The following is a 22060-nucleotide window of genomic DNA, read 5'->3' as shown; positions in this document are numbered from 1 at the left end:
AGGTCCGTGAACGCCGCCCTACCGGATCCCGGCCGGGCGGTCGCCCACCGCCCAGGCCAGGGCCTGTTCCAGGCGGTCGTTGCCCCAGAACAGCTCGCCGTCATCGGCCAGGAACGTCGGGGCGCCGTAAATGCCGCGGGAGCGCGCCTCCTCGACGCTGACCCGCAGCCGGGTCTTGTTCGCCTCGCCGGCGGCGGCGCGGATGGTCTGGGTGCCGTCGAGCCCGAGCGAATCGAGGATCTCGACCACGGCGGCCGGCTCGGCGATCGAGCGCCCCTCGGCGAAGCTCGCGGAAAAGACCGCTTTGGAGAACGGCACCAGCCAATCCTGGTCGTGGCCGTAGACCGCCGCCCGCACCGCGCTGAGGCTGTTCTGGGGAAACTGTGCCGGCCGGGTGAGCGGCGGCAGGCCGAGGCGGGCAGCCTCGCGCTCCACGTCGCGCCACATGTTCTTGCCCTTGGCCGGATAGAGATTGAACGGCGAGGTCGTCCAGCCCTGCGACGCGAACAGCGGCCCGACCAGGAACGGCCGCCAGCGTACCGCGACCCCGGCCTCGGCGGCGGCGGCCTCGATCCGCATCGCCGCGAGGTAGGAATACGAGGAGGCGAATTCGTACCAGAACTCCAGGGTTGGCTGGCGCGCCATGGACTTCGCTTCTCCGATGCTCTTCGTGCTGCGGGGATCAGGCAATGCCCGCGCCGCGCCGTGCCTCACACGGCCGCAAGGCCGTCATGAGGCGAAACGCTGTCGATCGTCCGGCAACAGGCTACGCGCGAAGCGGCACGCCGGTTGCAGGCCGATGATGCCCGCGATAAGCCGCCGACACCCTGCACCAGTTCCGGAACCAGCATGTCCGATCCCGCGAAGAGCCCCGTGAAGAAGGTGGTGCTGGCCTATTCCGGCGGCCTCGACACCTCAATCATCCTGAAGTGGCTGCAGACCACCTACGGCTGCGAGGTCATCACCTTCACGGCCGATCTCGGCCAGGGCGAGGAACTGGAGCCCGCCCGCCGCAAGGCCGAGCTGCTCGGGATCAAGCCGGAAAACATCTTCATCGAGGACCTGCGCGAGGAGTTCGTGCGGGACTACGTGTTCCCGATGTTCCGGGCCAACGCCGTCTACGAGGGCGTCTATCTGCTCGGCACCTCGATCGCGCGGCCGCTGATCGCCAAGAAGCAGATCGAGATCGCCGAGCGGCTCGGGGCCGACGCGGTCTGCCACGGCGCCACCGGCAAGGGCAACGACCAGGTCCGGTTCGAGCTCGGCTATTACGCGCTCAAGCCCGACGTGACGGTGATCGCCCCCTGGCGCGAATGGGACCTGCGCTCGCGCGAGCAGCTGATCGCGTTTGCCGAGCAGCACCAGATCCCGATCGCCAAGGACAAGCGCGGCGAGAGCCCGTTCTCGGTGGACGCCAACCTGCTGCACGCCTCCTCCGAGGGCAAGGTGCTGGAGGATCCGGCCGTCGAGGTACCGGATTACGTCTTCTCCCGGACGATCTCGCCCGAGCAGGCGCCGGACACGCCGACCATCGTCACCATCGGGTTCGAGAAGGGCGACGCGGTCTCGATCGACGGTGAGGCCCTGTCGCCCGCGAGCCTGCTGGCCAAGCTCAACCAGCTCGGCCACGACAACGGCATCGGCCGGCTCGACCTCGTGGAGAACCGCTTCGTCGGCATGAAGAGCCGCGGCATGTACGAGACGCCGGGCGGCACGATCCTGCTGCCAGCCCACCGGGCGATCGAGTCGATCACGCTGGACCGCGGCGCGGCCCACCTCAAGGACCAGCTGATGCCGCAATATGCGGAGCTGATCTATAACGGCTTCTGGTTCTCGCCCGAGCGCGAGATGATCCAGGCGCTGATCGACAAGAGCCAGGAGAAGGTCACCGGCACGGTGCGGCTGAAGCTCTACAAAGGCGGCGTCCACGTGATCGGCCGCGAGAGCCCGAACTCCCTCTACGACCAGGACCTCGTGACCTTCGAGGAAGGCGCCGTCGCCTACGACCACCGCGACGCGGCGGGCTTCATCAAACTCAACGCGCTCCGGCTGCGCACCCTGGCGCAGCGCAAGAAGCGGGACGCCTGAGCGTCCCGAAGCCGGCGTCCAGAGCCTATTTGACCGGTCCTTCCCACTCTCCCTCATCCTGAGGCGCCCGCGCAAGCGGGCCTCGAAGGAGGCCTCCAGCCAGCCACGGGATCCCTGGAGGGCTCCTTCGAGGCTGCTGCGCAGCACCTCAGGATGAGGGAAGAGACTGGGATCTCCGGCGATCAGAACCGTCTCCGACCGGGACCACGTCGCGAGACAGGCTTCCATGTCTTCGATGTGACGCGCTCGCTTACGCCGGACTGGTGACCGCCTCGGCGGCGCGCGCTCAGGCGGGCTCCCAGACCGATGCGGCATTCCGGCGGAACGCGCCGGGCCCGAGATCGGCATAGCGCAGAAAGATCTGGAAGGCCGGCTGCATCTCGCGATGGAGCCGGGCCAGGCTGTCCTCATCGGAAGCACCGCCGAGATGGCGGCCCATGTCGCGGGTGTACGGCTCCGTCCCGCCATAGGGCCGGTCCGGATCGATGCGCGGCACGCCGTGGGCCTCGTCCCAGACGTGGTTGAGCCGCGGGATCAGCGCGAGGTGCTCGTCCGTCACAGCGAAGGTGATATGTTCCGGCGTCTCGCCGGTGGCGGCATCCCGGAACACGTCGGTGATCGCCGCGCAATCGAGCTTCGCCAGCGGATTGTGGTACTGGTAGCGGCCGGGCTTCAGCACGGCGTTTTGCGAGAACACAGCCAGCCCATCCTCCAGCGCCCGGTGCTCTTCCTCGGCGCCGTCATCGTCCCCCGTGACGTTGGCGATGTCGCCGTCCCGGTCGTGGCTGCCGTAGGGCGCCTCCGGGTGAATCATCGGCGCGCCGGGCTCGGCGCCGTTCCAGGCGACCACCATCCGGCGGATCAGGGCGATGCGCTCGAGGGTGAGGTCGTAGACGGCGTCGTTCATTGTTGGTGGGTCCCAGGTGTGGCGGATCTGGCGCTCCTCTTACAGAGCCGATTCGGCGGCTGCTACCGCCGTAGACAGCGCTTGCGTCCGCATGCCGTCCGATCAACCTGTATCGGGTTCGGATGTCGCGAGTCGGGGACGCTCATGGCTGGTTCCACCGTATGACGGCGCGGGTCGATCGGCTCGAACGCTTCCAGCGAACACCGCCTGACTCCGGCATGCGCCTCCTCGACCGATACCTGCCGACCTACCAGTTCAGCGAGACGCATGCCTGCCTGGTGGCCGCCGAACCGGCCGCGATCCTCGACAGCGTCGTCGCCTATCGCCCGGACTCGGACCGGTTCTTTCGGCTCATGATCGGCCTGCGGGAGCTGCCGATGCGCCTCCTCGGCAAGCCGGAGGCTCTGCGGGCGCCGTTCGGATTCCACGAGTTCACGCTCCTCGGCCGGAGCGAGAGCGAGATCGTCTACGGCTTGGTCGGCCGGTTCTGGCGCCCGGATTTCGGCCTGGAGCCGATCGCCGACGGCGCCGCATTCCTGGCGTTCGATGCGGCCCACGCCGCCAAGCTCGCCCTGGCCTTCACGGCGCGGCGCGATCCCGACGGCCGGACCCGGCTCGTCACCGAGACGCGCGTGTCCTGCGCGAGCCGCGCCGCGCGCCTGAAGTTCACACCCTACTGGCTCCTGATCCGCCCGGTCAGCGGCCTCGTGCGCCGGCGCACCCTCGCGTCGATCAAAAGCGCCAGCGAACAGCCATCGAGCGCCGGATCGTAAAAAAATTACCGTCGCAGGCAGCCCGTGAGCCCCTCGATCTGGCCCATCATGGCCTGGATCTGCGCGGCGCGGCGGCGGACCCCGGGGGAGGGGCGGCCGGCGCTGCGGGTGATTGGGTTCGGCAGCACGGCGACCAGGAGGGCCGCCTCACTCCGGGTCAGCCGGCTCGCATCCTTGCCGAACCAATGACGGCTCGCCGCCTGCGCGCCGTAGATGCCGTCGCCCCACTCGGCGACGTTGAGGTAGATCTCCATCATCCGCCGCTTGCCCCAGAGGGCGTCGAGCGCCAGCGCGAGGGGAATCTCCAGAACCTTGCGGATGTAGGAGCGGCCCGGCCACAGGAAGACGTTCTTCACCGTCTGCATGGCGATGGTCGAGGCGCCCCGGCTCGGCGAATCCTCGTCCTCCACGACTTCGCGGATCGCCCCGAAATCGACGCCGTAATCCAGGCAGAAGCGCTGGTCCTCCGAGGCGATCACCGCCTGCGGCAGCACCGGCGCGATCGCGGCGAGCGGCACCGGATCGCGGCTCACGGGCTGAAGCGTCAACCACCGTCCGAGCATCAGGGTCGACGGCGGCGTCACCGCGCTATAGACGAGCGCCAGCGTGAGCGTGAAGATGAATCCGGCGGCGGGGAGCAGCAGAAGCGCTCCCACGATCCGGCGCACACGGCGAGAGCGCCTTGGGCGAGCGCGTGGCAAGTCTCGTGGGACGCCGCGCGCTGCCGCGTTCCGCCTGGGTCCGGTTCGGTCGAACGTGATTTCATCTCCGCGCAAAGCGACGCCCGATTGATTTCGCCAGGCCAAGACCGGACGCAGCGCCCGATGACCTCGACTTCCTCAACGCAGGCTCAGACCGGTTCGGTCAAGGCTGGCACCCCCGCCTACGAGTTTTCCCACAGGCTCGCGCAGGTCGCCGAGGCGGTCGAGACCTTTTTGGTCGACCGCCTCGGACCCGAGGTCGGCCCCGGCGAGATTGCCCGGCCGCCGCGCCTGATGGAGGCGATGCGGCACGCCGTGCTCGGCGGCGGCAAGCGCCTGCGCCCGTTCCTCGCCATCGAGACCGCCCGGATGCTCGGCGGTTCTGAGGCCGCGGCGCTCGCGGCCGGCGCCGGGGTCGAGCTCGTGCATTGCTACAGCCTCGTCCACGACGACCTGCCGGCCATGGACGACGACGATATGCGCCGCGGCAAGCCGACGGTGCACAAGGCCTACGACGAGGCAACGGCGATCCTGGTGGGCGACGCCCTGCAGACGCTGGCCTTCGAGATCGTCGCCTACCCGACCTGGCAGCCCGACGCGCGGATCCGCGCCGACCTGGTGCTCGGGCTCGCCCGCGCCTCCGGGCTCGGCGGGATGGTCGGCGGCCAGCTCCTCGACCTCACCGCCGAGGGGCGGTTTGGTGCCGCCACCATGGACGTGGACGACACCCTGCGGATGCAGGCGATGAAGACCGGGGCGATCCTGGCCTTCTCGGTCGAAGCGGGCGCGATCGTCGGCGGCGCGGATGAAGAGCAGCGCGCGGCGCTGCTGCGCTACGGGCTGGCGCTCGGCCAGGCCTTCCAGATCGCCGACGACATCCTCGACCGGGAGGCCTCCCCGGAGGCGATGGGCAAGGCCACCGGCAAGGACAAGGACGCCGGCAAGGCCACGCTGGTCGACCGCCTCGGCCTCGACGGCGCCCGGGCCGAGTGCGACCGCCTGGTCGGCGTCTGCGAGGACGCGGTGGCGCTCTGGGGCGAGAAGGCGCGGACCCTGCGGGACGCCGCCCGCTTCACGGTGGCGCGCAAGACCTGAGCCGTCCGGCGCCCCTATGCGCCCAGGACAGAGCTGGCCCGGATCGCGACAATTGAACGGGTCGGTTTGACCGACCCGCAAGAACGCAGGCCCGAGTGTCGGGCATGCCCTCGTATCCGTCCCTATCCCGCATCCTGGCCGCCGGCTCGGGGCTCGGCGGGCTCGGTTACCTGATGACCCATCCGGACCCGACCGTGGAGGGCGTCGTGACCGGGCTGTCGTGCCTGGTGCTGTGCGTCGGCTTCTCGGCGATGCCAGCGCCCAAGAAGCCGAAGCGTCAGGCTCCCGCGCCGACTCCGCCGCCGCCGCCCGAGCCGCAGGCGATTCAGCTCCTGGCCGGCCCGGCGCCCCATCGGCTGCTGATGACCAAGATCATGCAGCCGGCCCCCGACCTACCTGGGGTACGGAGCCAACAGGAACGCAACGGCGACCGGCAGCCCCAACAGACCTCGTAGATTTGCTGGGCCGGCCGCCGCTCCCGGTTAGGCGCGGTTCTTCTTGTTGTAGACGTCGAGGCAGACTGCGGCGAGCAGCACGATGCCCTTGATCACCTGCTGGTAGTCGATGCCGATGCCGAGGATCGACATGCCGTTGTTCATCACGCCGATGATGAACGCCCCGATGACGACGCCCGAGACCTTGCCGATGCCGCCGGCCGCCGACGCGCCGCCGATGAAGCAGGCCGCGATCACGTCGAGCTCGAAGCCGACGCCGGCCTTCGGGGTCGCCGTGTTGAGCCGCGCGGCGAAGATCATGCCGGCGAGTCCCGCCAGGGCGCCCATATTGGCGAAGGTCAGGAAAGTCAGCCGCTCGGTCTTGATGCCCGACAGGCGCGCGGCCTTGATGTTGCCACCGAGCGCATAGATCCGCCGCCCGATCGTCGTCCGCGTGGTGATGAAGCGGTAGAGCATCACCAGCACGAACATCACGATCAGCACGTTCGGCAGGCCGCGATACGCGCTCATCTGATACGCGAAGGCGAGGATCACGATGGTCGTGATGCCGTTGCGGGCCACGAACGCGGCCAGGCTGTCGGGCTGGCTGCCATGGCGGACCTGCACGGCGCGGCGCTGCCAGTTCATGCCGAACAGGATGAGCGCGAGCACCGCCCCGATCAGCACCGAGGTCCAGGGGCCGGCGAAATTGACCAGAAAGCCCTTGGCGAGAAGCTGGAACACCTCCGGGAACGGCCCGATCGAGGCACCCTGGAGCAGGGCGAGGGTCAGGCCGCGGAACACCAGCATGCCGGCCAGGGTGACGATGAAGCTCGGGATCCCGAGATAGGCGACGAACGACCCCTGCAGACCGCCGATCGCCGCGCCGACCGCGAGGCAGATGATCGTCGCGGAGAGGGGATCGAGGCCGAAGCGGACCATCAGCAGGGCCGCCAGCGCGCCGACGAAGCCGACGATCGAGCCAATCGACAGGTCGATATGGCCGGCCACGATGACTAGCAGCATGCCCAGCGCCATCACCACGACGTAGCTGTTCTGTAGGATCAGGTTGGTGAGGTTGAGCGGCTGGAACAGCACGCCGTTCGTCGTGTACTCGAAGAACAGCGTGATCAGCAGCAGGGCGATCAGCAGCCCGTAATCCCGGACCTGCGAGGTCCCGAGGAAGCCGCGCTTCGCACGCGCATCGGCGGCGGGCTTGGCCTCCGGGATCGAATCAGGGCCGGAGGGCATCGTCTTGGCCGCGGAAATCTCGGTCATCCGTTCAGTTCCTTCGAGCGCATGATCGCGCGCATGATCGCCTCCTGGCTCGCCTCCGAGCGCTGGAACTCGCCCACGAAGCGCCCCTCGTTCATCACGTAGATGCGGTCGCACATGCCGAGCAGCTCCGGCATCTCCGACGAGATCATCAGCACGCCCCGGCCGCCATCGGCCAACTCGTTGATGATCGCGTAGATTTCGTACTTGGCGCCGACGTCGATGCCCCGGGTCGGCTCGTCCAGGATCAGCACCTTGGGGTGCGTGAACAGCCACTTGCTGAGCACGACCTTCTGCTGGTTGCCGCCCGAGAGGTTCACGGTCTGCTGCGCGACCCCGAAGGACCGGATGCGCATCTTGGTCCGGTAGTCGGTGGCGACGCCGCGTTCCTTGTCCTCGTCGATCACCGAGGCCGTGGACACGCCCGGGAGGTTCGCCAGGGTGGTGTTCTTGGTGATGGTCTCGTCGAGCACGAGGCCGAGCTGCTTGCGGTCCTCGGTGACGTAGGCGATGCCCGCCGCGATCGCCTTGCCGATGGTCGAGACATCGACATCCCGGCCCTCGATCCGGACGCGGCCCGAGATGCCCTGGCCGTAGGCGCTGCCGAACAGGCTCATGGCGAGCTCGGTCCGGCCCGAGCCCATCAGGCCGGCAATTCCCACGATCTCGCCCTTGCGGAGGGTTAGGTTGACGTTGCGCACCACCGGGCGGTCGGCGTGGACGGCGTGGTGGACCGTCCAGTCGCGCACCTCCAGCATCACATCGCCGATCCGCGGCTCGCGGGCCGGATACCGGTTCGCCATGGCGCGGCCGACCATGCCGCGGATGATGCGGTCCTCGTCGATCGACCCGTCCTGGCAGTCGAGGGTCTCGACGGTGGTGCCGTCGCGCAGGACGGTGATCCGGTCGGCGACCTTCGAGATCTCGTTGAGCTTGTGCGAGATCAGGATCGACGCGATGCCCTGCTCCCGGAAGCTGATGAGCAGGCGCAGGAGCGCGTCGCTGTCCTTCTCGCTCAGGCTCGCGGTTGGCTCATCTAGGATGAGCAGCTTGACCTTCTTGGAGAGCGCCTTGGCGATCTCGACAAGCTGCTGCTTGCCGACCCCGAGATGGGTGACGAGCGTATCGGGATTCTCCTCGAGCCCCACGGTCCTGAGGAGTTCGACCGCCCGGGTGAACATCCGGTCCCGGTCGATGATGCCGAACCGGGACGGCTCATTGCCGAGGAAGATGTTCTCGGCGATCGACAGGAACGGCACCAGCGCCAGCTCTTGGTGGATGATCACGATCCCGACGCGCTCGCTGTCGGAGATGTCCCGGAACTGGCTGAGCCGGCCCTCGTAGTGGATCTCGCCCTCGTAGGTACCCTGCGGATAGACTCCGCTGAGGACCTTCATCAGCGTCGATTTCCCAGCACCGTTCTCGCCGACCAGGGCGTGGATCTCGGCTGGCCGGACCGTCAGGTTGACGTCTGAGAGCGCCTTGACCCCGGGGAATGTCTTCGTAATCCCCCGCATTTCGAGGACGGGCTGCATGCGACCACTTTCGGCTCGTCATTCATGGATCGAACGCCGATGCCGAACGTGCCGGCATCGGCTAGGATCTGTCGGGGCCGGCATATCCGGGCCCGCTCGGCTCACTTGAGCTGGTCGAGGGTGTAGTAGCCCGTATCCACCAGGACCGGCTTCCAGTTGGCCTTGGTGACCACAACAGGCTTCAGCAGGTAGGACGGGACGACCTTCTTACCGTTGTTGTAGGTCTTGGTGTCGTTGACCTCCGGCTGCTGACCGGATTCGATGGCGTCGATCATCGCGACCGTCACCTTGGCCAGCTCGCGCGTATCCTTGAAGATCGTCGAATACTGCTCGCCGGCCACGATCGACTTGACCGATTGCAGCTCGGCATCCTGGCCGCTGACCACCGGCATCTTCAGGCTGCCGGAGCCGTAGCCGACGCCCTTGAGCGACGAGATGATGCCGATCGAGATGCCGTCGTAGGGCGACAGGACCGCGTCGAGCTTCGCGCTGCCGTAATAGGCCGAGAGCAGGTTATCCATGCGGGCCTGGGCGGTGGCCGGGTCCCAGCGCAGGGTCGAGACCTTGTCCATGCCGGCCTGGCCGGACCGGACCACGAGCTTCTTCGCGTCGATGTAGGGTTGCAGCACCGACAGGGCGCCGTCGTAGAAGAAGTAGGCGTTGTTGTCGTCCGGCGAGCCGCCGAACAGCTCGATGTTGAACGGGCCCTTGCCGTCCTTCAGCCCGAGCGCGTCGACGATCGAGCTCGCCTGCTGCACGCCCACCTGGAAATTGTCGAACGTCGCGTAGAAGTCGACGTTGGGGGTGCCCTTGATCAGGCGGTCGTAGGCGATGACCTTGACGCCGCTGTCCTTCGCCTTCGACAGCACGTCGCTGAGCGTCGTCCCGTCGATCGACGCGATCACCAGGACCTTCGCGCCCTTGGTGAGCATGTTCTCGATCTGGGCGAGCTGGTTGGGGATGTCGTCGTCGGCGTATTGCAGGTCCGGCTTGTAGCCCTTGGCGGCCAGCAGCTTCACGATGTTGTTGCCGTCGTCGATCCAGCGCTGGGACGACTTGGTCGGCATGGCGACGCCGATCAGGTCGCCGTTGGCGGCAAGTGCCTCGGGCACGGCGACGCCCGCCAGCATCGCGGCGGTGAGCGCAAGCTTGAGAAATGTCTGCCTGGTGATCATCAAGTCCCCCCGGTCGTCTCGTCGTCCTGCGCGTGATCCACGCGCCTCGCGTTGTGCGAATGTTTTTTTGATTGTCAGACGTCACCGGCCGACCGGCTCGACGAGACCTGCTTCGGCACGGAAACTGATTTGGCCAATTCGATTACGGCTGTTCAGGCCGACCGAAAGTCTTCAGCACCGGCGCAGCCTGATCTTCGAACGACGTGCAGACGCTCGGCGACAGGATCGGCGAAGGCGGCGCACAGGTCGCGAGGGCCCTCGCTCCATGCGCGACCGGGATTGCAACCCGGCCGTTTTTGTTGAGCGATTTGTATGAGTTATAAAACCGGGCGTCAATCGGCGCTGCGCGGAGCACACGGAAAAAGCGTGGCTGCTGGTAAGCGCGGGTGCGCCGCCCGGCCGGACGGCGCTTGAGGGCGCCGAGCTCGAATAAAAAAGGTCAGCCGCGGCCGATGAACGGCATCTTGGTCGCCATGACGGTCATGAACTGGACATTGGCCTCCAGCGGCAGGTTCGCCATCATCAGCACGGCGTCGCCGACATGGTCCGGATCCATCACCGCCTCGGCCCGCGTCGAGCCGTCAGGCTGGGCTACACCGGCCTTCATCTTGCCGCCCATCGGGGTGTCGGCATTGCCGATATCGATCTGGCCGCAGGCGATGTCGTAGGCGCGCCCATCGAGCGACGTCGCCTTGGTGATGCCGGTCACGGCGTGCTTGGTCGCCGTGTAGGCGATCGAGTTCGGCCGCGGGGCATGCGCCGAGATCGAGCCGTTGTTGATGATCCGGCCGCCCCGGGGGTCCTGATCGCGCATGATCCGGAAGGCGTGCTGGGTGCACAGGAACAGGGCCGTGAGGTTGGTGTCGACCACCTGGCGCCACGTGTCGAGCGGCAGATCCTCGAGGGGCACCGGCGGCGCGCCGATCCCGGCATTGTTGAACAGCAGGTCGAGGCGGCCGAACCGGGACGTCGTCTGCGCGAACAGGTTGGCGATGGAATCCGGGTCGGTCACGTCGGTGGGCACCACGAGGGCGCGCCCGGCCTCGATCCGCGCCGCGACCTCGTCGAGCGGTGCCTGTCGCCGCCCGGACAGCACCACACTCCACCCGGCCCCGGCAAGCGCCAGGGCCGAAGCCCTGCCAACCCCCGTCCCCGCCCCGGTCACGATCGCGATCCGACCAGCCACCGACATCGCTGCCTCCCTGTTTATACCGTTGTCTTGCCTGTACCGGACGGCTGCGGCGGCGCGAAGGGCGATCCGTTTCAGATACGAGCAGACCGTAGCGGCTGCCGGCACGCTATGATGGGACACGGGGGACGCGGACCAGGAGCGGCGGGATGCGAGCGTATCGGGGGCCGGGCGAGACCGCGATCACGGCAGGGCAGGGGTGAGGGCGCCCGAGATTCCGTTCCTGGCCGGCCTCGACGCCACCGCCGCCGAGGCGGTGCGGGCGCGCATGGTCGCGATGGCGGTGCCGGGCGGCCGGACCCTGTTCGAGCAGGGCGATGCCGGTGACGCGCTCTACACCCTGGTCTCCGGCGCGGTCGGCGTCTCGACCCGCGACCACCACGGGCTGCAGACCCGGATCGCCCGCCTGAGGCCGCCCGAGATTTTTGGCGAAATGGCGCTCCTGTCCGACGCGCCGCGGGCCGCGACTGTTATGGCGCTGCGCGATTCGCAGCTCCTGTGCCTGACCCGCGCAGCCTTCGAGGCCGTGATCACGGAGCATCCGCACACGCTTTTGTACTTCGCCCGCATGCTCGCCGAGCGGCTGCGCGCCCTCTATGAGGGCCATTCGGTGCACCATGCACCGCGCACCTTCGTGGTGCTCGCGGTGACCGACGGCCCCGATCCGGAGCCGTTCGCCCGGGCCTTCGCCGCCGCCATGGACGCGATCCTGCCGGGCGAGACCGGTTGCCTGACCCGATGGCCGGAGGGAGCAGACGAGGACTGGGTCCACGCCTTCGAGGCCCGGCATGCGCGGACCGTGTTCCTGGCCCGGGAGATCGACGGCCCGTGGTCCCGGTTGAGCCAGCGCCTCGGCGACCACATCCTGCTGCTGGCCGAACCCGGTGCGCCGCCGCGCCCGGGCGCGACCGCCTATCTGGAGCGGGTGCGCTCCGACTGGATCCGCATGGATCTGGTGGTGCGCCAGGATCCCCAGGCGCAGCGGCCCAAGGCCCTGCACCCCGACGTCGCCGGCCTGCCCACGGCCATGCGGATCCAGGTTCGCCCCGGCCGGCCGGACGACATGGCTCGGCTCGCCCGGCTCGCCTGCGGCGCGGGGCGGGGCCTCGTGCTCGGCGGCGGCGGCGCGCGGGCGCTGGCCCATCTTGGCGTGCTCCAAGCCCTGGACGAGGCCGGCTGCGCGGCGGACTTCGTCGGCGGCACCAGCATGGGCGCGGTGATCGCCGCCAGCCTCGCCATGGGCTGGAGCCTCGGCGAGATCCGGGAGCACACCGAAGCCGCCTTCACCGGCCGCAACCTGATCAACGATTACACGCTGCCGATCCACGCCCTGACCCGGGGCGCCAAGGTCGATGCCAGCCTCGCCGAGCGCTACGGCGGCGCGCGCATCGAAGATCTGTGGCTGCCGTTCTTCTGCGTCTCGTCGAACCTGACGACCGGGCGGGCGATGATCCATCGCGACGGCGACCTGCCCAAGGCGCTGCGGGCCAGCATCGCCATCCCGGGCCTGCTGCCCCCGGTCCTGTGCGACGAAGGCGTGCTGGTCGATGGCGGCATGATGAACAACGTGCCGGCGGACGTGGCCGCAGGACTCGAGCGCGGCCCGGTCCTGGCCGTCGATGTCGGCAGCGACCGCGCGTTCCAGGACATGCCGATGCGGGGCTGGCGGGGCCGGCTCCTGCGCCGGCTGATCGGTTCGCCGTTGGCGATGCCGGGCCTCGCGCCGCTGCTTCTGCGCGCCGCCACAGTCTCGAGCGACGCGCAGACCATGGTGGCGGCGGCCCACGCCACGGCCCTGCTCAAGCCGCCGCTCGCCGGCATCGACCTGCGCGCCTGGTCGAGTTTCCGCGAATCCGCCGAACTCGGCTACCGGGACACGTGCGCGAACATCGCGGCCGGGCATCTGGCGCAGTGGCTCAATCCGATGCGCTGAATCGGTGACGAAACCGGAAGTCCGGCGGGTGTGCGCCAGCGCACTGCGGCAAACGGCGGCCGGTAACCGAATGCCCCGGGCGACGATCTTCCTGAGGAGACGATACGTCGAGCCTGAAGATCATGATGACCCATTCTGTCAGACCGCACACCGCAGCCAACACGAACGCCACGCAAAACCTTCGGGACGGCGACGGATCGCCCTATGTCCCGGCGACCGGTGCCCTGCTGCACGGTGCGGCCTTCGTCCTGCTCTGCCTCTGGACGCGGACCACCCCGGACCGCCTCAGGGACCAACTCGACGCCGAGGCGGGCGCCTGTTCCGCCCTCGGCTTCTGACGGGACGGAGCGCGGGACCTGATGATGGATGTGGCGGGCGTTGCGTTTCGCCGGGTCGGCCTGCCGGAGGTAAGCCTGCACGTGGCCGAGGCCGGCCCGGATTCGGGGCCGGCGACCATCCTGCTGCACGGTTTCCCGGAATTCTGGTACGGCTGGCGCCACCAGATCGGCCCGCTCTCCGAAGCTGGCCTGCGGCTCGTCGTGCCCGACCAGCGCGGCTACGGCCTCAGCGACAAGCCGCCGGTCGTGGACGCCTATCACCTCGACAAGCTGGCCGCCGACGTGATCGCCCTGGCAGACGCCTACGGCTTCGCCACGATCCGCCTCGTCGGCCACGATTGGGGCGGGCTCGTCGCGTGGTGGACCGCCAGCCATTATCCCGACCGGATCGCGCGGCTCGCGATCCTCAACGCGCCGCATCCGGGCGTCGTCGGCTCCTACATCCGCCGCCACCCGGGGCAGTGGCTGCGCAGTTCCTATGTCGGCCTGTTCCAGCTGCCCGTCCTGCCGGAGCGGCTGCTCACGCTGGATCGCTGCCGCGCCCTGCGGCATGCGCTGACAAGCAGCAGCCGGCCGGGCGCCTTCGCACCCGCCGACATCGACCGTTACGTTGAGGCCTGGCTGCAGCCTGGCGCGATGACGGCCATGCTGAACTGGTATCGCGCCCTGGCCCGCTTGCCGCGGGCGGAGCCGCCGCGGGTCCGCGTGCCGACCCTGATCCTTTGGGGCAGGCAGGACACCGCCCTGCAAGCGGGCTTGGCGGAGGCGAGCCTGGACCTCTGCGATGACGGGCGGATCGCCTGGTATCCGCAAGCGACCCACTGGCTCGCCCACGAAGAGCCCGTAGCCGTGAACGCGGCACTGAGCGACTTCCTGGCCTAGCGTCGTTCCCGATCGCGTTGCGACGGAATCCGAATGCGGACCGTGTAATCGGGCGGAGTTTATCATCGCAGAAGTTGTATCAGCGAAGTCCAGCCCGCTTTAATGGCCGTCTAATGACTGCGCCACGGTTCAGAGCCCGACTTAATCCAGCCCTTTTGTCAGATTGCACAGATGCTTTTTCCGATGTCTTTCCGGAACATCCACGTCCGCGAACCATTGTGATGGCACTTCTCGGACTGGACTGGAGCATTTCAACAATGTCATTTCGTTCACTGCTGACCGCCGGCGTATTCTTCGGCGGTCTTGTCGCCGGCACGGCGTCGGTTCAGGCGGCTCCTGCGATGCTGCAACCGGGCCTGGCCGGGCACGACATGGTTGAGTCCGTCGTGATGCATCATCATCGGATGCATCGGCACCATTCCACACGCCACGAGCGTCGGGCGCGCCGCCTGAACACGATGCGGCACGGCAATCCGAACGCGAAGAACCCAGCCCTGCGCGGCTACCAGCAGAACCTCGGCGGCACTACCAACGGTCCGCGCTACTGAACCATCGACCCGATTTGAACGACAGCCCGGCGCCCACAGCGCCGGGTTTTTTGTCTCAGAGAAGCTTCACCTTAGGGTGGCGATGGTTTCTCCCCAGGCGCGTTGCGCGGCACGGCCTGATTCGGCGGGCTCACTCTGCTAAGAGGCGCCATGGCTCGAACCGCCGTCCGCACCGCCCCCGAAACGCCGCCCGCCGCCAGCCTGGATCCGGCCGGCGCCACGCCGATGATGGCGCAGTACATCGAGATCAAGGCGGCCAACCCCGATTGCCTCCTGTTCTACCGGATGGGGGATTTCTACGAGCTGTTCTTCGGCGACGCCGAGATCGCCTCCCGGGCGCTCGGCATCGTGCTGACCAAGCGCGGCCGGCACGGCGGCGCCGAGATCCCGATGTGCGGCGTCCCGGTGGACCGGGCCGACGATTACCTCAGCCGCCTGATCGCGCTCGGCAACCGGGTCGCCGTCTGCGAGCAGACCGAGGACCCCGCCGAGGCCAAGCGCCGCGGTCCGAAATCGGTGGTCCGGCGGGAGGTGGTGCGTCTGGTCACGCCGGGTACGATCACCGAGGACCGCCTGCTCGATCCGGCCAGCGCCAACCTCCTGCTGGCGATCGGGCGGCGCAAGACCGGGGAGGGCGCTACTGCCTACGGCTTGGCCGCCATCGACATCTCCACCGGCCGCTTCTCCCTGAGCGAGGTGCCTGCGGGCGATCTCGCGGGCGCCATCGCCCGGCACGATCCCCGCGAGATCGTCCTGTCCGAGGCGATCCACGCCGATCCGGAGCTTGCGCGGATCTGGCAGGAGAGCCGCGCCGCGATCGTCCCCCTGGCACAAGCGGAACTGGAGCCCGCGGCGGCCGAGCGGCGGGTGCGCGAGCAATACGGCGTCTCGACCCTCGACGGCTTCGGCAGCTTCACCCGGGCCGAGATCCAGGCCGCCGGGACGGCCCTGCTGTACATTGCCCGGACTCAGATCGCCGCCCGGGCGCCGCTGTCGGTGCCCAGCCGGGAGGAGGCCGGGGCGACGCTCGCCATCGATGCCGCCACCCGCGCCAATCTGGAACTGACCCGAACCCTCTCGGGCGCGCGGGCGGGCAGCCTTCTCGACACGATCGACCGGACGGTGACGGCCAACGGCGCCCGGCTGCTAGCCGAGCGCCTCGCCGGTCCGCTCACCGATCTGGCCCGGATCGCCAAGCGGCATGAAACGGTCGCGCTGCTGGTCGAGGACCACGCCCTGCGCCGCACGATCCGCGATACGCTGGCGCGGGCGCCCGACCTCGCCCGGGCCCTCTCGCGCGTCGGGCTCGGCCGCGGCGGACCGCGCGACCTTGCGGCGATCCGGGACGGGCTTGCGGCGGCCGCCGGGCTCGGGACCGTCCTGACGCAATCTGACGCGACCACGGCGGAGCTGACACGGATCGCACGGACCTGCGGGGCGGCCGACCCGGCTTTGACCGAGACCCTGCGCGCGGCGCTGGCCGACGACCTGCCGCTGTCCCGCCGGGACGGCAACTTCGTGCGCGCGGGCTACGCCGCCGAGATCGACGAGGCGCGGCTGCTCGGTCAGGATTCGCGCAAGGTCGTGGCGGCGCTCCAGGCCCGCTACGCGGAGGAGACCGGCTGCCGGACCCTGCGGATCAAGCACAACAACCTGCTCGGTTATTTCATCGAGGTTCCGCAATCGGTGGGCGAGGCCTGCCTCAAGGGTCTGCAGCGCGACTTCGTCCACCGCCAGACTATGGTCGACGCGATGCGCTTCACCAGCGTCGAGCTCGGCGACCTGGAACGGAAGATCGCCGGCGCGACCGATCGGGCCGAGGCCCTCGAAGCCGCGGTCTTCGATGACTTGGCCGGCCGGATCCTCGGGCAGGCCGAAACGATCGCCCGGACGGCCGAAGCCCTGGCGTCGCTGGACGTCGCCGCAAGCAACGCCGAGCTCGCGGTCGAGCTGGACTGGCGCCGGCCCGAGGTCGACGATTCGCTGGCGTTTGCCATCACCGGCGGTCGCCATCCTGTGGTCGAGGCGGCCCTGCGCCGGGCCGGCGCGCCGTTCATCGCCAACGATTGCGACCTGTCGGGCGAGACGCGGGGCCGGATCCGGCTGATCACCGGCCCGAACATGGGCGGCAAGTCGACCTTCCTGCGCCAGAACGCCCTGATCGCGGTGCTGGCCCAGATGGGCGCTTTCGTGCCGGCGGCCTCGGCCCGGATCGGCCGGGTCGATCGGCTGTTCTCCCGGGTCGGCGCGGCCGACGACTTGGCGCGCGGGCAATCGACCTTCATGGTCGAGATGGTCGAGACCGCCGCGATCCTCAATCAGGCGACCCGGCGCTCCCTGGTGATCCTCGACGAGATCGGCCGGGGCACCGCGACCTTCGACGGGCTGTCGATCGCCTGGGCCTGCCTGGAGCATCTCCACGAGGCCAATGCCTGCCGGGCCCTGTTCGCCACGCATTTCCACGAGCTGACGGCGCTCGGCGACCGATTGGCCCGGCTCGACAACGCCACCCTGAAGGTGGCCGAGCATCGCGACGGCGTGGTGTTCCTGCACGAGGTGGTGCCGGGCATCGCCGAGCGCAGCTACGGCTTGCAGGTGGCCCGCTTGGCAGGCCTGCCCGGAAGCGTCGTGACGCGGGCCGGGGCGATCCTGAAGAGCCTGGAGAAGGCCGAGCGCGGCCGCCCGGCCCGGGCCAAAATCGACGATCTGCCGCTGTTCGCGGCGCTCGCCCCCCCACCGCCGCCCGAGCCCCCGGCGGAGGATCCGCTGGGTGCGCTCCTCGACGCCATCGACCCGGACGCGCTGACACCCCGGGAGGCGCTGGATGCGCTCTACCGGCTGAAGCGGGAGCGGGTGGAGAAGCGGTGATTGTGGGGGGCGGGGTCTCCCACCAACCGCCCGCATCCTGAGGTGCTGCGCAACAGCCTCGAAGGTGGCCTCCAGGGACCGCGCGGCTGGCTGGAGGCCTCCTTCGAGGCCTTCGCTTCGCTCCGTCGCCTCAGGATGAGGGGGGTGGTCGGGGAGCGCCCGTTGCAAAAAACCTACGACGCCGGCGCGAAATGAAATCCGTCCGGCGCCCCGTGCTCCGGCGCCCGGCCGGCCCGACGGTCGGCGACCCAGTCTAAAATGCTGGCGACCACGCGCTCGGAATAAGGTTTCGCGATCACCCCGATGGCGCCGGCGAAGTCGGCCGGGATGCGCTTGGCGTTGGCGGTCATGAACACCACGGTGATCCGCGGATCGGCCGCGAGCGCCCGGGCAACCTCGACGCCGGTGGGGCCGTCAACCAAGTGGATGTCGACGAAGGCGACGTCGGGCTCGGCCGAGCGGCCGAGGGCGATCGCTTCGGCCGAACTCCCGGCGATGCCGACCGTGACATGCCCGAGATCGTCGAGCAGGCATTCGAGTTCGAGCGCGATCAGCACCTCATCCTCGACCACGAGGATGCGGAGCGCAGCATCCGCGCCGGCGTTCCCACCCCTCATGCGATCTCCCTTTTGGTGTCTCGACCGCTGAGCGTTTCACGAGCTTGAAGCGTTCGGGCCGAATTCTCAAGTCGGCAGCTGGAGCGGGATATCGATCTCGACATGGGTGCCGGGCCCGGCATCAGCCCAGGCGATGGTCCCGCGCAGCTGGCGGACCACCATCTCCACCAGATTCCGGCCGAAGCCCGCGGGGTTGGGCGGCGCCGCCGCCAAGCCGACACCGTCGTCCCGGATCGTGAGCTGCATGCCGGCCGCTGTGCGGCGGGCCGTGATCGAGACGCGCCCCTCCCGGGCGTTCGGAAAGGCGTGGCGCAGGGCGTTGGCGGTCAGCTCGTGAATCAGCAGCGCGAGCGGCGCGGCCATGGCGGCCGCCACCGCGATCGGCTCGACCTCGGCCTCGACTCGCTGCTTGTCGTGATCGAGGCCTGCATTTACGTCGGACAGGAACTCGGCAGCGAAGTCGCCGAGGTTGAAATGGGTGCAGTCACCCTCCGAGTAGAGCATCCGATGCGCTGTAGAGAGCGCGCCGATCCGCTCGGCCATGCCCTGAAGCGCGTCCCGGGCATCGCCCTCCGGGGTTCGGCGGGCCTTCAGGAGCATCAGGGACGAGATCACCTGAAGATTGTTCTTCACCCGGTGATCGACCTCATGGAGCAGGGCGGTCTTCTGCTCCAGGGCGGCGCTCAGGTCGTGGGTCCGGGCGGCGACCAGACGTTCCAGCTCGTCGTTGGTGACGCGCATCGTCACCTCGCGCTCGCGGGTATGGGTCATGTCGGCTTGCGCCGCGTAGAAATACGCGAGCCCGGCCGCATCGTGGACCGGCGTGATCGTCATCGCGCTCCAGTAGGTGGAGCCGTCCTTGCGGTAGTTCAGCAGCTCGGCGGTCACCGGATTGCCTGTCTCGACGGCGGCCCGGATGCGGGCGACCTCGGCCAGATCGGTTCGCGCCCCCTGGAACATGCGGCAGTTGCGCCCCAGGAGCTCGTCGGCGTCGAAGCCGGTCAGCTCCAGGAACGCGTCGTTGACCCAGGAGATCGGGTTGTCGGGCGCGCGCGCGTCGGTGATGACCATCGGGGATGGACTGCGCGCGAAGGCATCGACCAGCATCGCGTGCGGCGGGCTGGGTTCGGGACGAGCACTCAACACATCATTCCACACTTGGTCGACATAACTTGGACGCGGGGCGACCGTCTGCACGCTCCGCGGCTGCGGAACGTGGACACCGCGTTAAGCATGCTTCGACCATGATAAAGGCGCTCGGCCTCCCGATTCAGCCAAGACCCGAACGGCCCAAGGCTGCCACGATTTCGCGGGATCAAGGCCAATAGAGCTCAGGAGTTCCATGCGATGGGCAACCCGCCACAGGCTTTGCGTCGCTTCCACCTGCGCGACATCGTCGAGGACCGGCGGATCGTGCTGATGCTGGCGCTCGGATTCTCCTCCGGCCTGCCGCTGCTGCTGGTGCTCGGGACCTTCACGCTCCGGCTCGCCTTCTCGGATATCGACGTGCGGGCGATCGGCCTGTTCAGCTACGTCGCGCTCCCGTATTCGCTGAAATTCCTCTGGGCTCCGGCGATCGACCGGCTGAACGTGCCTGTCCTGAGCGCGCGGCTCGGCCGGCGCCGGGCCTGGATGGTGACGACGCAGGCCGCGGTCGCCCTGTGCCTGGTCCTCATGGCCTTCTCGGACCCGAAGACCGACCTGGCGCTCTTAGGGCTCGGCGCCTTCCTGGTGGCGTTCTGCGCCGCCAGCCAGGACGTGGTGGTGGATGGCTGGCGCATCGACGCCGCCGGCAGCGACTTCCAGGGCATCCTGGCGGCGACCTCGAACCTCGGCTATCGGCTCGGGCTGATCGCGGCCGGGGCCGGCGCCCTGTTCATCGCCGCGTCCGGCGGCTGGACCCTCGCCTACCTGACCATGGCCGCCCTGATGCTGGTGGGCATGATTGCCGCCCTGCTGGCGCCGGCCTTCGACGCGCCGCCGCGGGTTCAGGCCGATGCCACCGGCCATTCCCGGTTCTGGTCGATGCACCGGGCCATTCTGGAGCCGCTGACCGAGCTGCACGGCCGCTTCGGCGGCGCGCTCTGGGGCATCCTGCTGCTGGTGGCGCTCTACCGCCTGCCGGACTTCCTCTCCGGCGTGATGGCGAGCCCGCTCTACCGGGCGCTCGGCTTCGACCTGAAGGAGATCGCCACCGTCACCAAGCTCTACGGCATCTGGGTCGGCATCGCCGGAGGCTTCGCCGGCGGCTGGGCGCTCGCCCGGCTGGGCTTGTTCCCGACGCTGCTGCTCGGCGCCTTCCTGGCCGCATCCTCGCATCTCGCCTTCGCATGGCTCTCGGCCGGCGCCCCCGAGATCTGGCGCTTGACGGTGGCGATCTCGATCGAGAACTTCTGCGGATCCTTCGCGGGCATCGTCCTCATCGCCTACATGTCCAGCCTCACCAGCACGGCCTATGCGGCGACGCAGTACGCGCTGTTCTCCTCGCTCTACGCCCTCCCGGGCAAGCTGATCGCCGGCTCCTCGGGCTTCGTGGTCGCGGCGATCGGCTATCCGGCCTTCTTCGTGATGACCTCGCTGGTCGGGATCCCGGTGCTGATCCTGTGCCTCGCGGTCGGGCGACGCGGGCAGCGGCAGGACGAGGCCGCGGCGCGGGCGGCCGAGGAGGCGGGGAACCGCATCCCGGCGCCCGAGCTTCCTTCCACGGCGCGGGCCTCCGGCACCGCGTGACGCGAACAGATCCAGGGATTCACGGATGAGCACGACCGACCTCACCCGCGCCGACGCGACCGTGCCGGCGACGATCCCCGAGACGGCCCTGAGCGACGCCGATCTCGCCGCGCTGCGCCGGGCCGTGCAGGTGCTGGAGCGGCCGAGTCTTGCGGCGCGTCTGTCCTCGGCCGCCGGTGCCCCCCTCGACATCATCGGCCGCTCGCTGCCCGCCCCGGTCACTGAAGCGGTCGGCCGGTCCACCGAGGCGGCGATGCGCGGCGCCCTGCGGGTCGCCCTGGCGACGCTGCCGCGCACGAACGTGGTCCCCGCGGACGGCACCGCGATCGAGGCTGGCGTCGCCAAGACGGAGAGCCGGCTGACCCGGCTGCTGGGCTCGGGCGACACCAAGCACAAGGCCTTCGCCGCGCTCTCCGGCGCCATCGGGGGCGCGTTCGGGCTCGCGACCCTGGCGGTGGAGCTTCCGGTTTCGACCACACTGATGCTGCGCTCGATCGCCGAGATCGCCCGGGAGGAGGGCGAGGATCTAGAAACGCCGGAGGGCGCGCTGGCCTGCGTCCAGGTCTTTGCGCTGGGCGGTCGCACGCCGCCCGAGACCGAGGCCGGCTCGGCGCTCACCGAGAGCGGCTACTTCGCCGTGCGCGCGGCCCTGGCCAAGACCCTGTCAGAGGCGGCTCGCTACGCGGGCAGCAAGACCCTGCTCGACCAGTCGGCCCCGGCGCTGATCCGGTTCACCGCGCAGATCGCGGCCCGGTTCGGCCTCGTGGTCTCCCAGAAGGTCGCCGCCCAGGCGGTGCCGGTTCTGGGCGCCTTCGGCGGCGCCGCGGTGAACACCGCCTTCATGAGCCACTTCCAATCGACCGCCCGCGCGCATTTCACCGTGCGACGGCTGGAGCGGTCCTATGGCGCTGCGGCCGTGCGGGCGGCCTACGAGGTGGAGAAGGCGGCACTCGGGGTGGCCTGAGCAGGAGT

Annotated in this window: 20 protein-coding genes; 11 read left to right on the top strand and 9 right to left on the bottom strand. The window is 69.0% G+C overall.

Annotated elements, in window-relative coordinates; genetic code table 11:
- Nucleotides 1-18: 18 nt before the first annotated feature.
- Nucleotides 19-645, bottom strand: a complete 627-nt coding sequence (locus MKL20_RS06750; protein WP_244036033.1) for a 2-hydroxychromene-2-carboxylate isomerase — start codon at nt 643-645, stop codon at nt 19-21.
- A 204-nt stretch (nt 646-849) separates the two neighbouring features.
- Here MKL20_RS06750 and MKL20_RS06745 point away from each other — a divergent pair, with 204 nt between their 5' ends.
- Complete coding sequence (locus MKL20_RS06745; protein WP_244036032.1) at nt 850-2088, top strand: argininosuccinate synthase; 1239 nt, start codon at nt 850-852, stop codon at nt 2086-2088.
- A 286-nt stretch (nt 2089-2374) separates the two neighbouring features.
- Here the strand turns inward: MKL20_RS06745 and MKL20_RS06740 are convergent, their stop codons facing one another.
- Nucleotides 2375-2995: a hypothetical protein gene (locus MKL20_RS06740; RefSeq protein WP_244036031.1), complete on the bottom strand. Its 621-nt coding sequence runs from the start codon at nt 2993-2995 to the stop codon at nt 2375-2377.
- 218 nt (nt 2996-3213) lie between these two features.
- Between MKL20_RS06740 and MKL20_RS06735 the strand changes: the two genes are divergently transcribed.
- Nucleotides 3214-3768: a hypothetical protein gene (locus MKL20_RS06735; protein WP_244036030.1), complete on the top strand. Its 555-nt coding sequence runs from the start codon at nt 3214-3216 to the stop codon at nt 3766-3768.
- Between the two features lie 5 nt (nt 3769-3773).
- On the opposite strand, the gene mtgA is transcribed toward MKL20_RS06735, so the two are convergent.
- Nucleotides 3774-4469, bottom strand: a complete 696-nt coding sequence (gene mtgA, locus MKL20_RS06730) for a monofunctional biosynthetic peptidoglycan transglycosylase (protein WP_409568121.1) — start codon at nt 4467-4469, stop codon at nt 3774-3776.
- A 123-nt stretch (nt 4470-4592) separates the two neighbouring features.
- On the opposite strand from mtgA, the gene MKL20_RS06725 reads away from it, so the two are divergent.
- Nucleotides 4593-5564, top strand: a complete 972-nt coding sequence (locus MKL20_RS06725; RefSeq protein WP_244036028.1) for a polyprenyl synthetase family protein — start codon at nt 4593-4595, stop codon at nt 5562-5564.
- 104 nt (nt 5565-5668) lie between these two features.
- A complete protein-coding gene (locus MKL20_RS06720) occupies nt 5669-6019 on the top strand; it encodes a hypothetical protein (RefSeq protein ID WP_244036027.1) in 351 nt (116 codons plus the stop codon).
- A gap of 27 nt (nt 6020-6046) precedes the next feature.
- On the opposite strand, the gene mmsB is transcribed toward MKL20_RS06720, so the two are convergent.
- The 4 genes from mmsB to MKL20_RS06700 all read right to left on the bottom strand — a co-directional run bounded on the left by mmsB (nt 6047) and on the right by MKL20_RS06700 (nt 11175).
- Nucleotides 6047-7276: a multiple monosaccharide ABC transporter permease gene (gene mmsB / locus MKL20_RS06715; RefSeq protein ID WP_244036026.1), complete on the bottom strand. Its 1230-nt coding sequence runs from the start codon at nt 7274-7276 to the stop codon at nt 6047-6049.
- The gene (gene mmsA / locus MKL20_RS06710) at nt 7273-8808 is read right to left on the bottom strand and encodes a multiple monosaccharide ABC transporter ATP-binding protein (protein ID WP_244036025.1); all 1536 of its coding nucleotides are present in this window, start codon (nt 8806-8808) and stop codon (nt 7273-7275) included. The genes mmsB and mmsA overlap by 4 nt, the downstream gene beginning before the upstream one ends.
- A 101-nt stretch (nt 8809-8909) precedes the next feature.
- On the bottom strand, nt 8910-9983 hold the full coding sequence (gene chvE / locus MKL20_RS06705; RefSeq protein ID WP_409568120.1) for a multiple monosaccharide ABC transporter substrate-binding protein: 1074 nt from the start codon (nt 9981-9983) through the stop codon (nt 8910-8912).
- Nucleotides 9984-10422: 439 nt separating this feature from the next.
- Nucleotides 10423-11175: an SDR family oxidoreductase gene (locus tag MKL20_RS06700; RefSeq protein WP_243971530.1), complete on the bottom strand. Its 753-nt coding sequence runs from the start codon at nt 11173-11175 to the stop codon at nt 10423-10425.
- Nucleotides 11176-11371: 196 nt separating this feature from the next.
- On the opposite strand from MKL20_RS06700, the gene MKL20_RS06695 reads away from it, so the two are divergent.
- The 5 genes from MKL20_RS06695 to mutS all read left to right on the top strand — a co-directional run bounded on the left by MKL20_RS06695 (nt 11372) and on the right by mutS (nt 17741).
- On the top strand, nt 11372-13105 hold the full coding sequence (locus tag MKL20_RS06695) for a patatin-like phospholipase family protein (RefSeq protein WP_244036024.1): 1734 nt from the start codon (nt 11372-11374) through the stop codon (nt 13103-13105).
- Nucleotides 13106-13227: 122 nt separating this feature from the next.
- A complete protein-coding gene (locus MKL20_RS06690; protein ID WP_244036023.1) occupies nt 13228-13443 on the top strand; it encodes a hypothetical protein in 216 nt (71 codons plus the stop codon).
- A 24-nt stretch (nt 13444-13467) separates the two neighbouring features.
- Complete coding sequence (locus tag MKL20_RS06685; protein ID WP_244036058.1) at nt 13468-14325, top strand: alpha/beta fold hydrolase; 858 nt, start codon at nt 13468-13470, stop codon at nt 14323-14325.
- A 221-nt stretch (nt 14326-14546) separates the two neighbouring features.
- Nucleotides 14547-14873, top strand: a complete 327-nt coding sequence (locus tag MKL20_RS06680; RefSeq protein WP_244036022.1) for a hypothetical protein — start codon at nt 14547-14549, stop codon at nt 14871-14873.
- Nucleotides 14874-15023: 150 nt separating this feature from the next.
- Nucleotides 15024-17741 carry a DNA mismatch repair protein MutS gene (mutS, locus tag MKL20_RS06675; protein WP_244036021.1) on the top strand — a complete coding sequence of 906 codons (2718 nt, stop codon included), beginning with the start codon at nt 15024-15026 and terminating at the stop codon, nt 17739-17741.
- 173 nt (nt 17742-17914) lie between these two features.
- Here the strand turns inward: mutS and MKL20_RS06670 are convergent, their stop codons facing one another.
- Both MKL20_RS06670 and MKL20_RS06665 read right to left on the bottom strand, forming a co-directional pair.
- Nucleotides 17915-18358: a response regulator gene (locus tag MKL20_RS06670; RefSeq protein ID WP_244036020.1), complete on the bottom strand. Its 444-nt coding sequence runs from the start codon at nt 18356-18358 to the stop codon at nt 17915-17917.
- Between the two features lie 66 nt (nt 18359-18424).
- Nucleotides 18425-19465, bottom strand: a complete 1041-nt coding sequence (locus tag MKL20_RS06665; RefSeq protein ID WP_244036057.1) for a PAS domain-containing protein — start codon at nt 19463-19465, stop codon at nt 18425-18427.
- A 240-nt stretch (nt 19466-19705) separates the two neighbouring features.
- Here MKL20_RS06665 and MKL20_RS06660 point away from each other — a divergent pair, with 240 nt between their 5' ends.
- Nucleotides 19706-21088 (top strand): AmpG family muropeptide MFS transporter, encoded by a 1383-nt coding sequence (locus MKL20_RS06660; protein WP_244036019.1) that lies wholly within the window; start codon nt 19706-19708, stop codon nt 21086-21088.
- A 25-nt stretch (nt 21089-21113) separates the two neighbouring features.
- The gene (locus MKL20_RS06655) at nt 21114-22052 is read left to right on the top strand and encodes an EcsC family protein (RefSeq protein ID WP_243971517.1); all 939 of its coding nucleotides are present in this window, start codon (nt 21114-21116) and stop codon (nt 22050-22052) included.
- Nucleotides 22053-22060 lie beyond the last annotated feature (8 nt).

The organism is Methylobacterium sp. E-066 (assembly GCF_022829635.1).
GTDB lineage: Bacteria > Pseudomonadota > Alphaproteobacteria > Rhizobiales > Beijerinckiaceae > Methylobacterium.
The sequence above is the reverse complement of the archived record's forward strand: the minus strand, read 5'-3'. Positions and strand labels throughout refer to the sequence as shown.

Bases quoted from the DNA above. Each gene is read 5' to 3' on its own strand.
- MKL20_RS06685 (WP_244036058.1), top strand. From the start codon at position 13,468: ATGGATGTGGCGGGCGTTGCGTTTCGCCGGGTCGGCCTGCCGGAGGTA.
- MKL20_RS06745 (WP_244036032.1), top strand. From the start codon at position 850: ATGTCCGATCCCGCGAAGAGCCCCGTGAAGAAGGTGGTGCTGGCCTAT.
- MKL20_RS06750 (WP_244036033.1), bottom strand. From the start codon at position 645: ATGGCGCGCCAGCCAACCCTGGAGTTCTGGTACGAATTCGCCTCCTCG.
- MKL20_RS06670 (WP_244036020.1), bottom strand. From the start codon at position 18,358: ATGAGGGGTGGGAACGCCGGCGCGGATGCTGCGCTCCGCATCCTCGTG.
- MKL20_RS06725 (WP_244036028.1), top strand. From the start codon at position 4,593: ATGACCTCGACTTCCTCAACGCAGGCTCAGACCGGTTCGGTCAAGGCT.
- MKL20_RS06655 (WP_243971517.1), top strand. From the start codon at position 21,114: ATGAGCACGACCGACCTCACCCGCGCCGACGCGACCGTGCCGGCGACG.
- MKL20_RS06660 (WP_244036019.1), top strand. From the start codon at position 19,706: ATGGGCAACCCGCCACAGGCTTTGCGTCGCTTCCACCTGCGCGACATC.
- mmsA (WP_244036025.1), bottom strand. From the start codon at position 8,808: ATGCAGCCCGTCCTCGAAATGCGGGGGATTACGAAGACATTCCCCGGG.
- chvE (WP_409568120.1), bottom strand. From the start codon at position 9,983: ATGATCACCAGGCAGACATTTCTCAAGCTTGCGCTCACCGCCGCGATG.
- MKL20_RS06690 (WP_244036023.1), top strand. From the start codon at position 13,228: ATGATGACCCATTCTGTCAGACCGCACACCGCAGCCAACACGAACGCC.
- MKL20_RS06680 (WP_244036022.1), top strand. From the start codon at position 14,547: ATGGCACTTCTCGGACTGGACTGGAGCATTTCAACAATGTCATTTCGT.
- MKL20_RS06700 (WP_243971530.1), bottom strand. From the start codon at position 11,175: ATGTCGGTGGCTGGTCGGATCGCGATCGTGACCGGGGCGGGGACGGGG.
- MKL20_RS06735 (WP_244036030.1), top strand. From the start codon at position 3,214: ATGCGCCTCCTCGACCGATACCTGCCGACCTACCAGTTCAGCGAGACG.
- MKL20_RS06720 (WP_244036027.1), top strand. From the start codon at position 5,669: ATGCCCTCGTATCCGTCCCTATCCCGCATCCTGGCCGCCGGCTCGGGG.
- mutS (WP_244036021.1), top strand. From the start codon at position 15,024: ATGGCTCGAACCGCCGTCCGCACCGCCCCCGAAACGCCGCCCGCCGCC.
- MKL20_RS06740 (WP_244036031.1), bottom strand. From the start codon at position 2,995: ATGAACGACGCCGTCTACGACCTCACCCTCGAGCGCATCGCCCTGATC.
- mmsB (WP_244036026.1), bottom strand. From the start codon at position 7,276: ATGACCGAGATTTCCGCGGCCAAGACGATGCCCTCCGGCCCTGATTCG.
- MKL20_RS06665 (WP_244036057.1), bottom strand. From the start codon at position 19,465: ATGCTGGTCGATGCCTTCGCGCGCAGTCCATCCCCGATGGTCATCACC.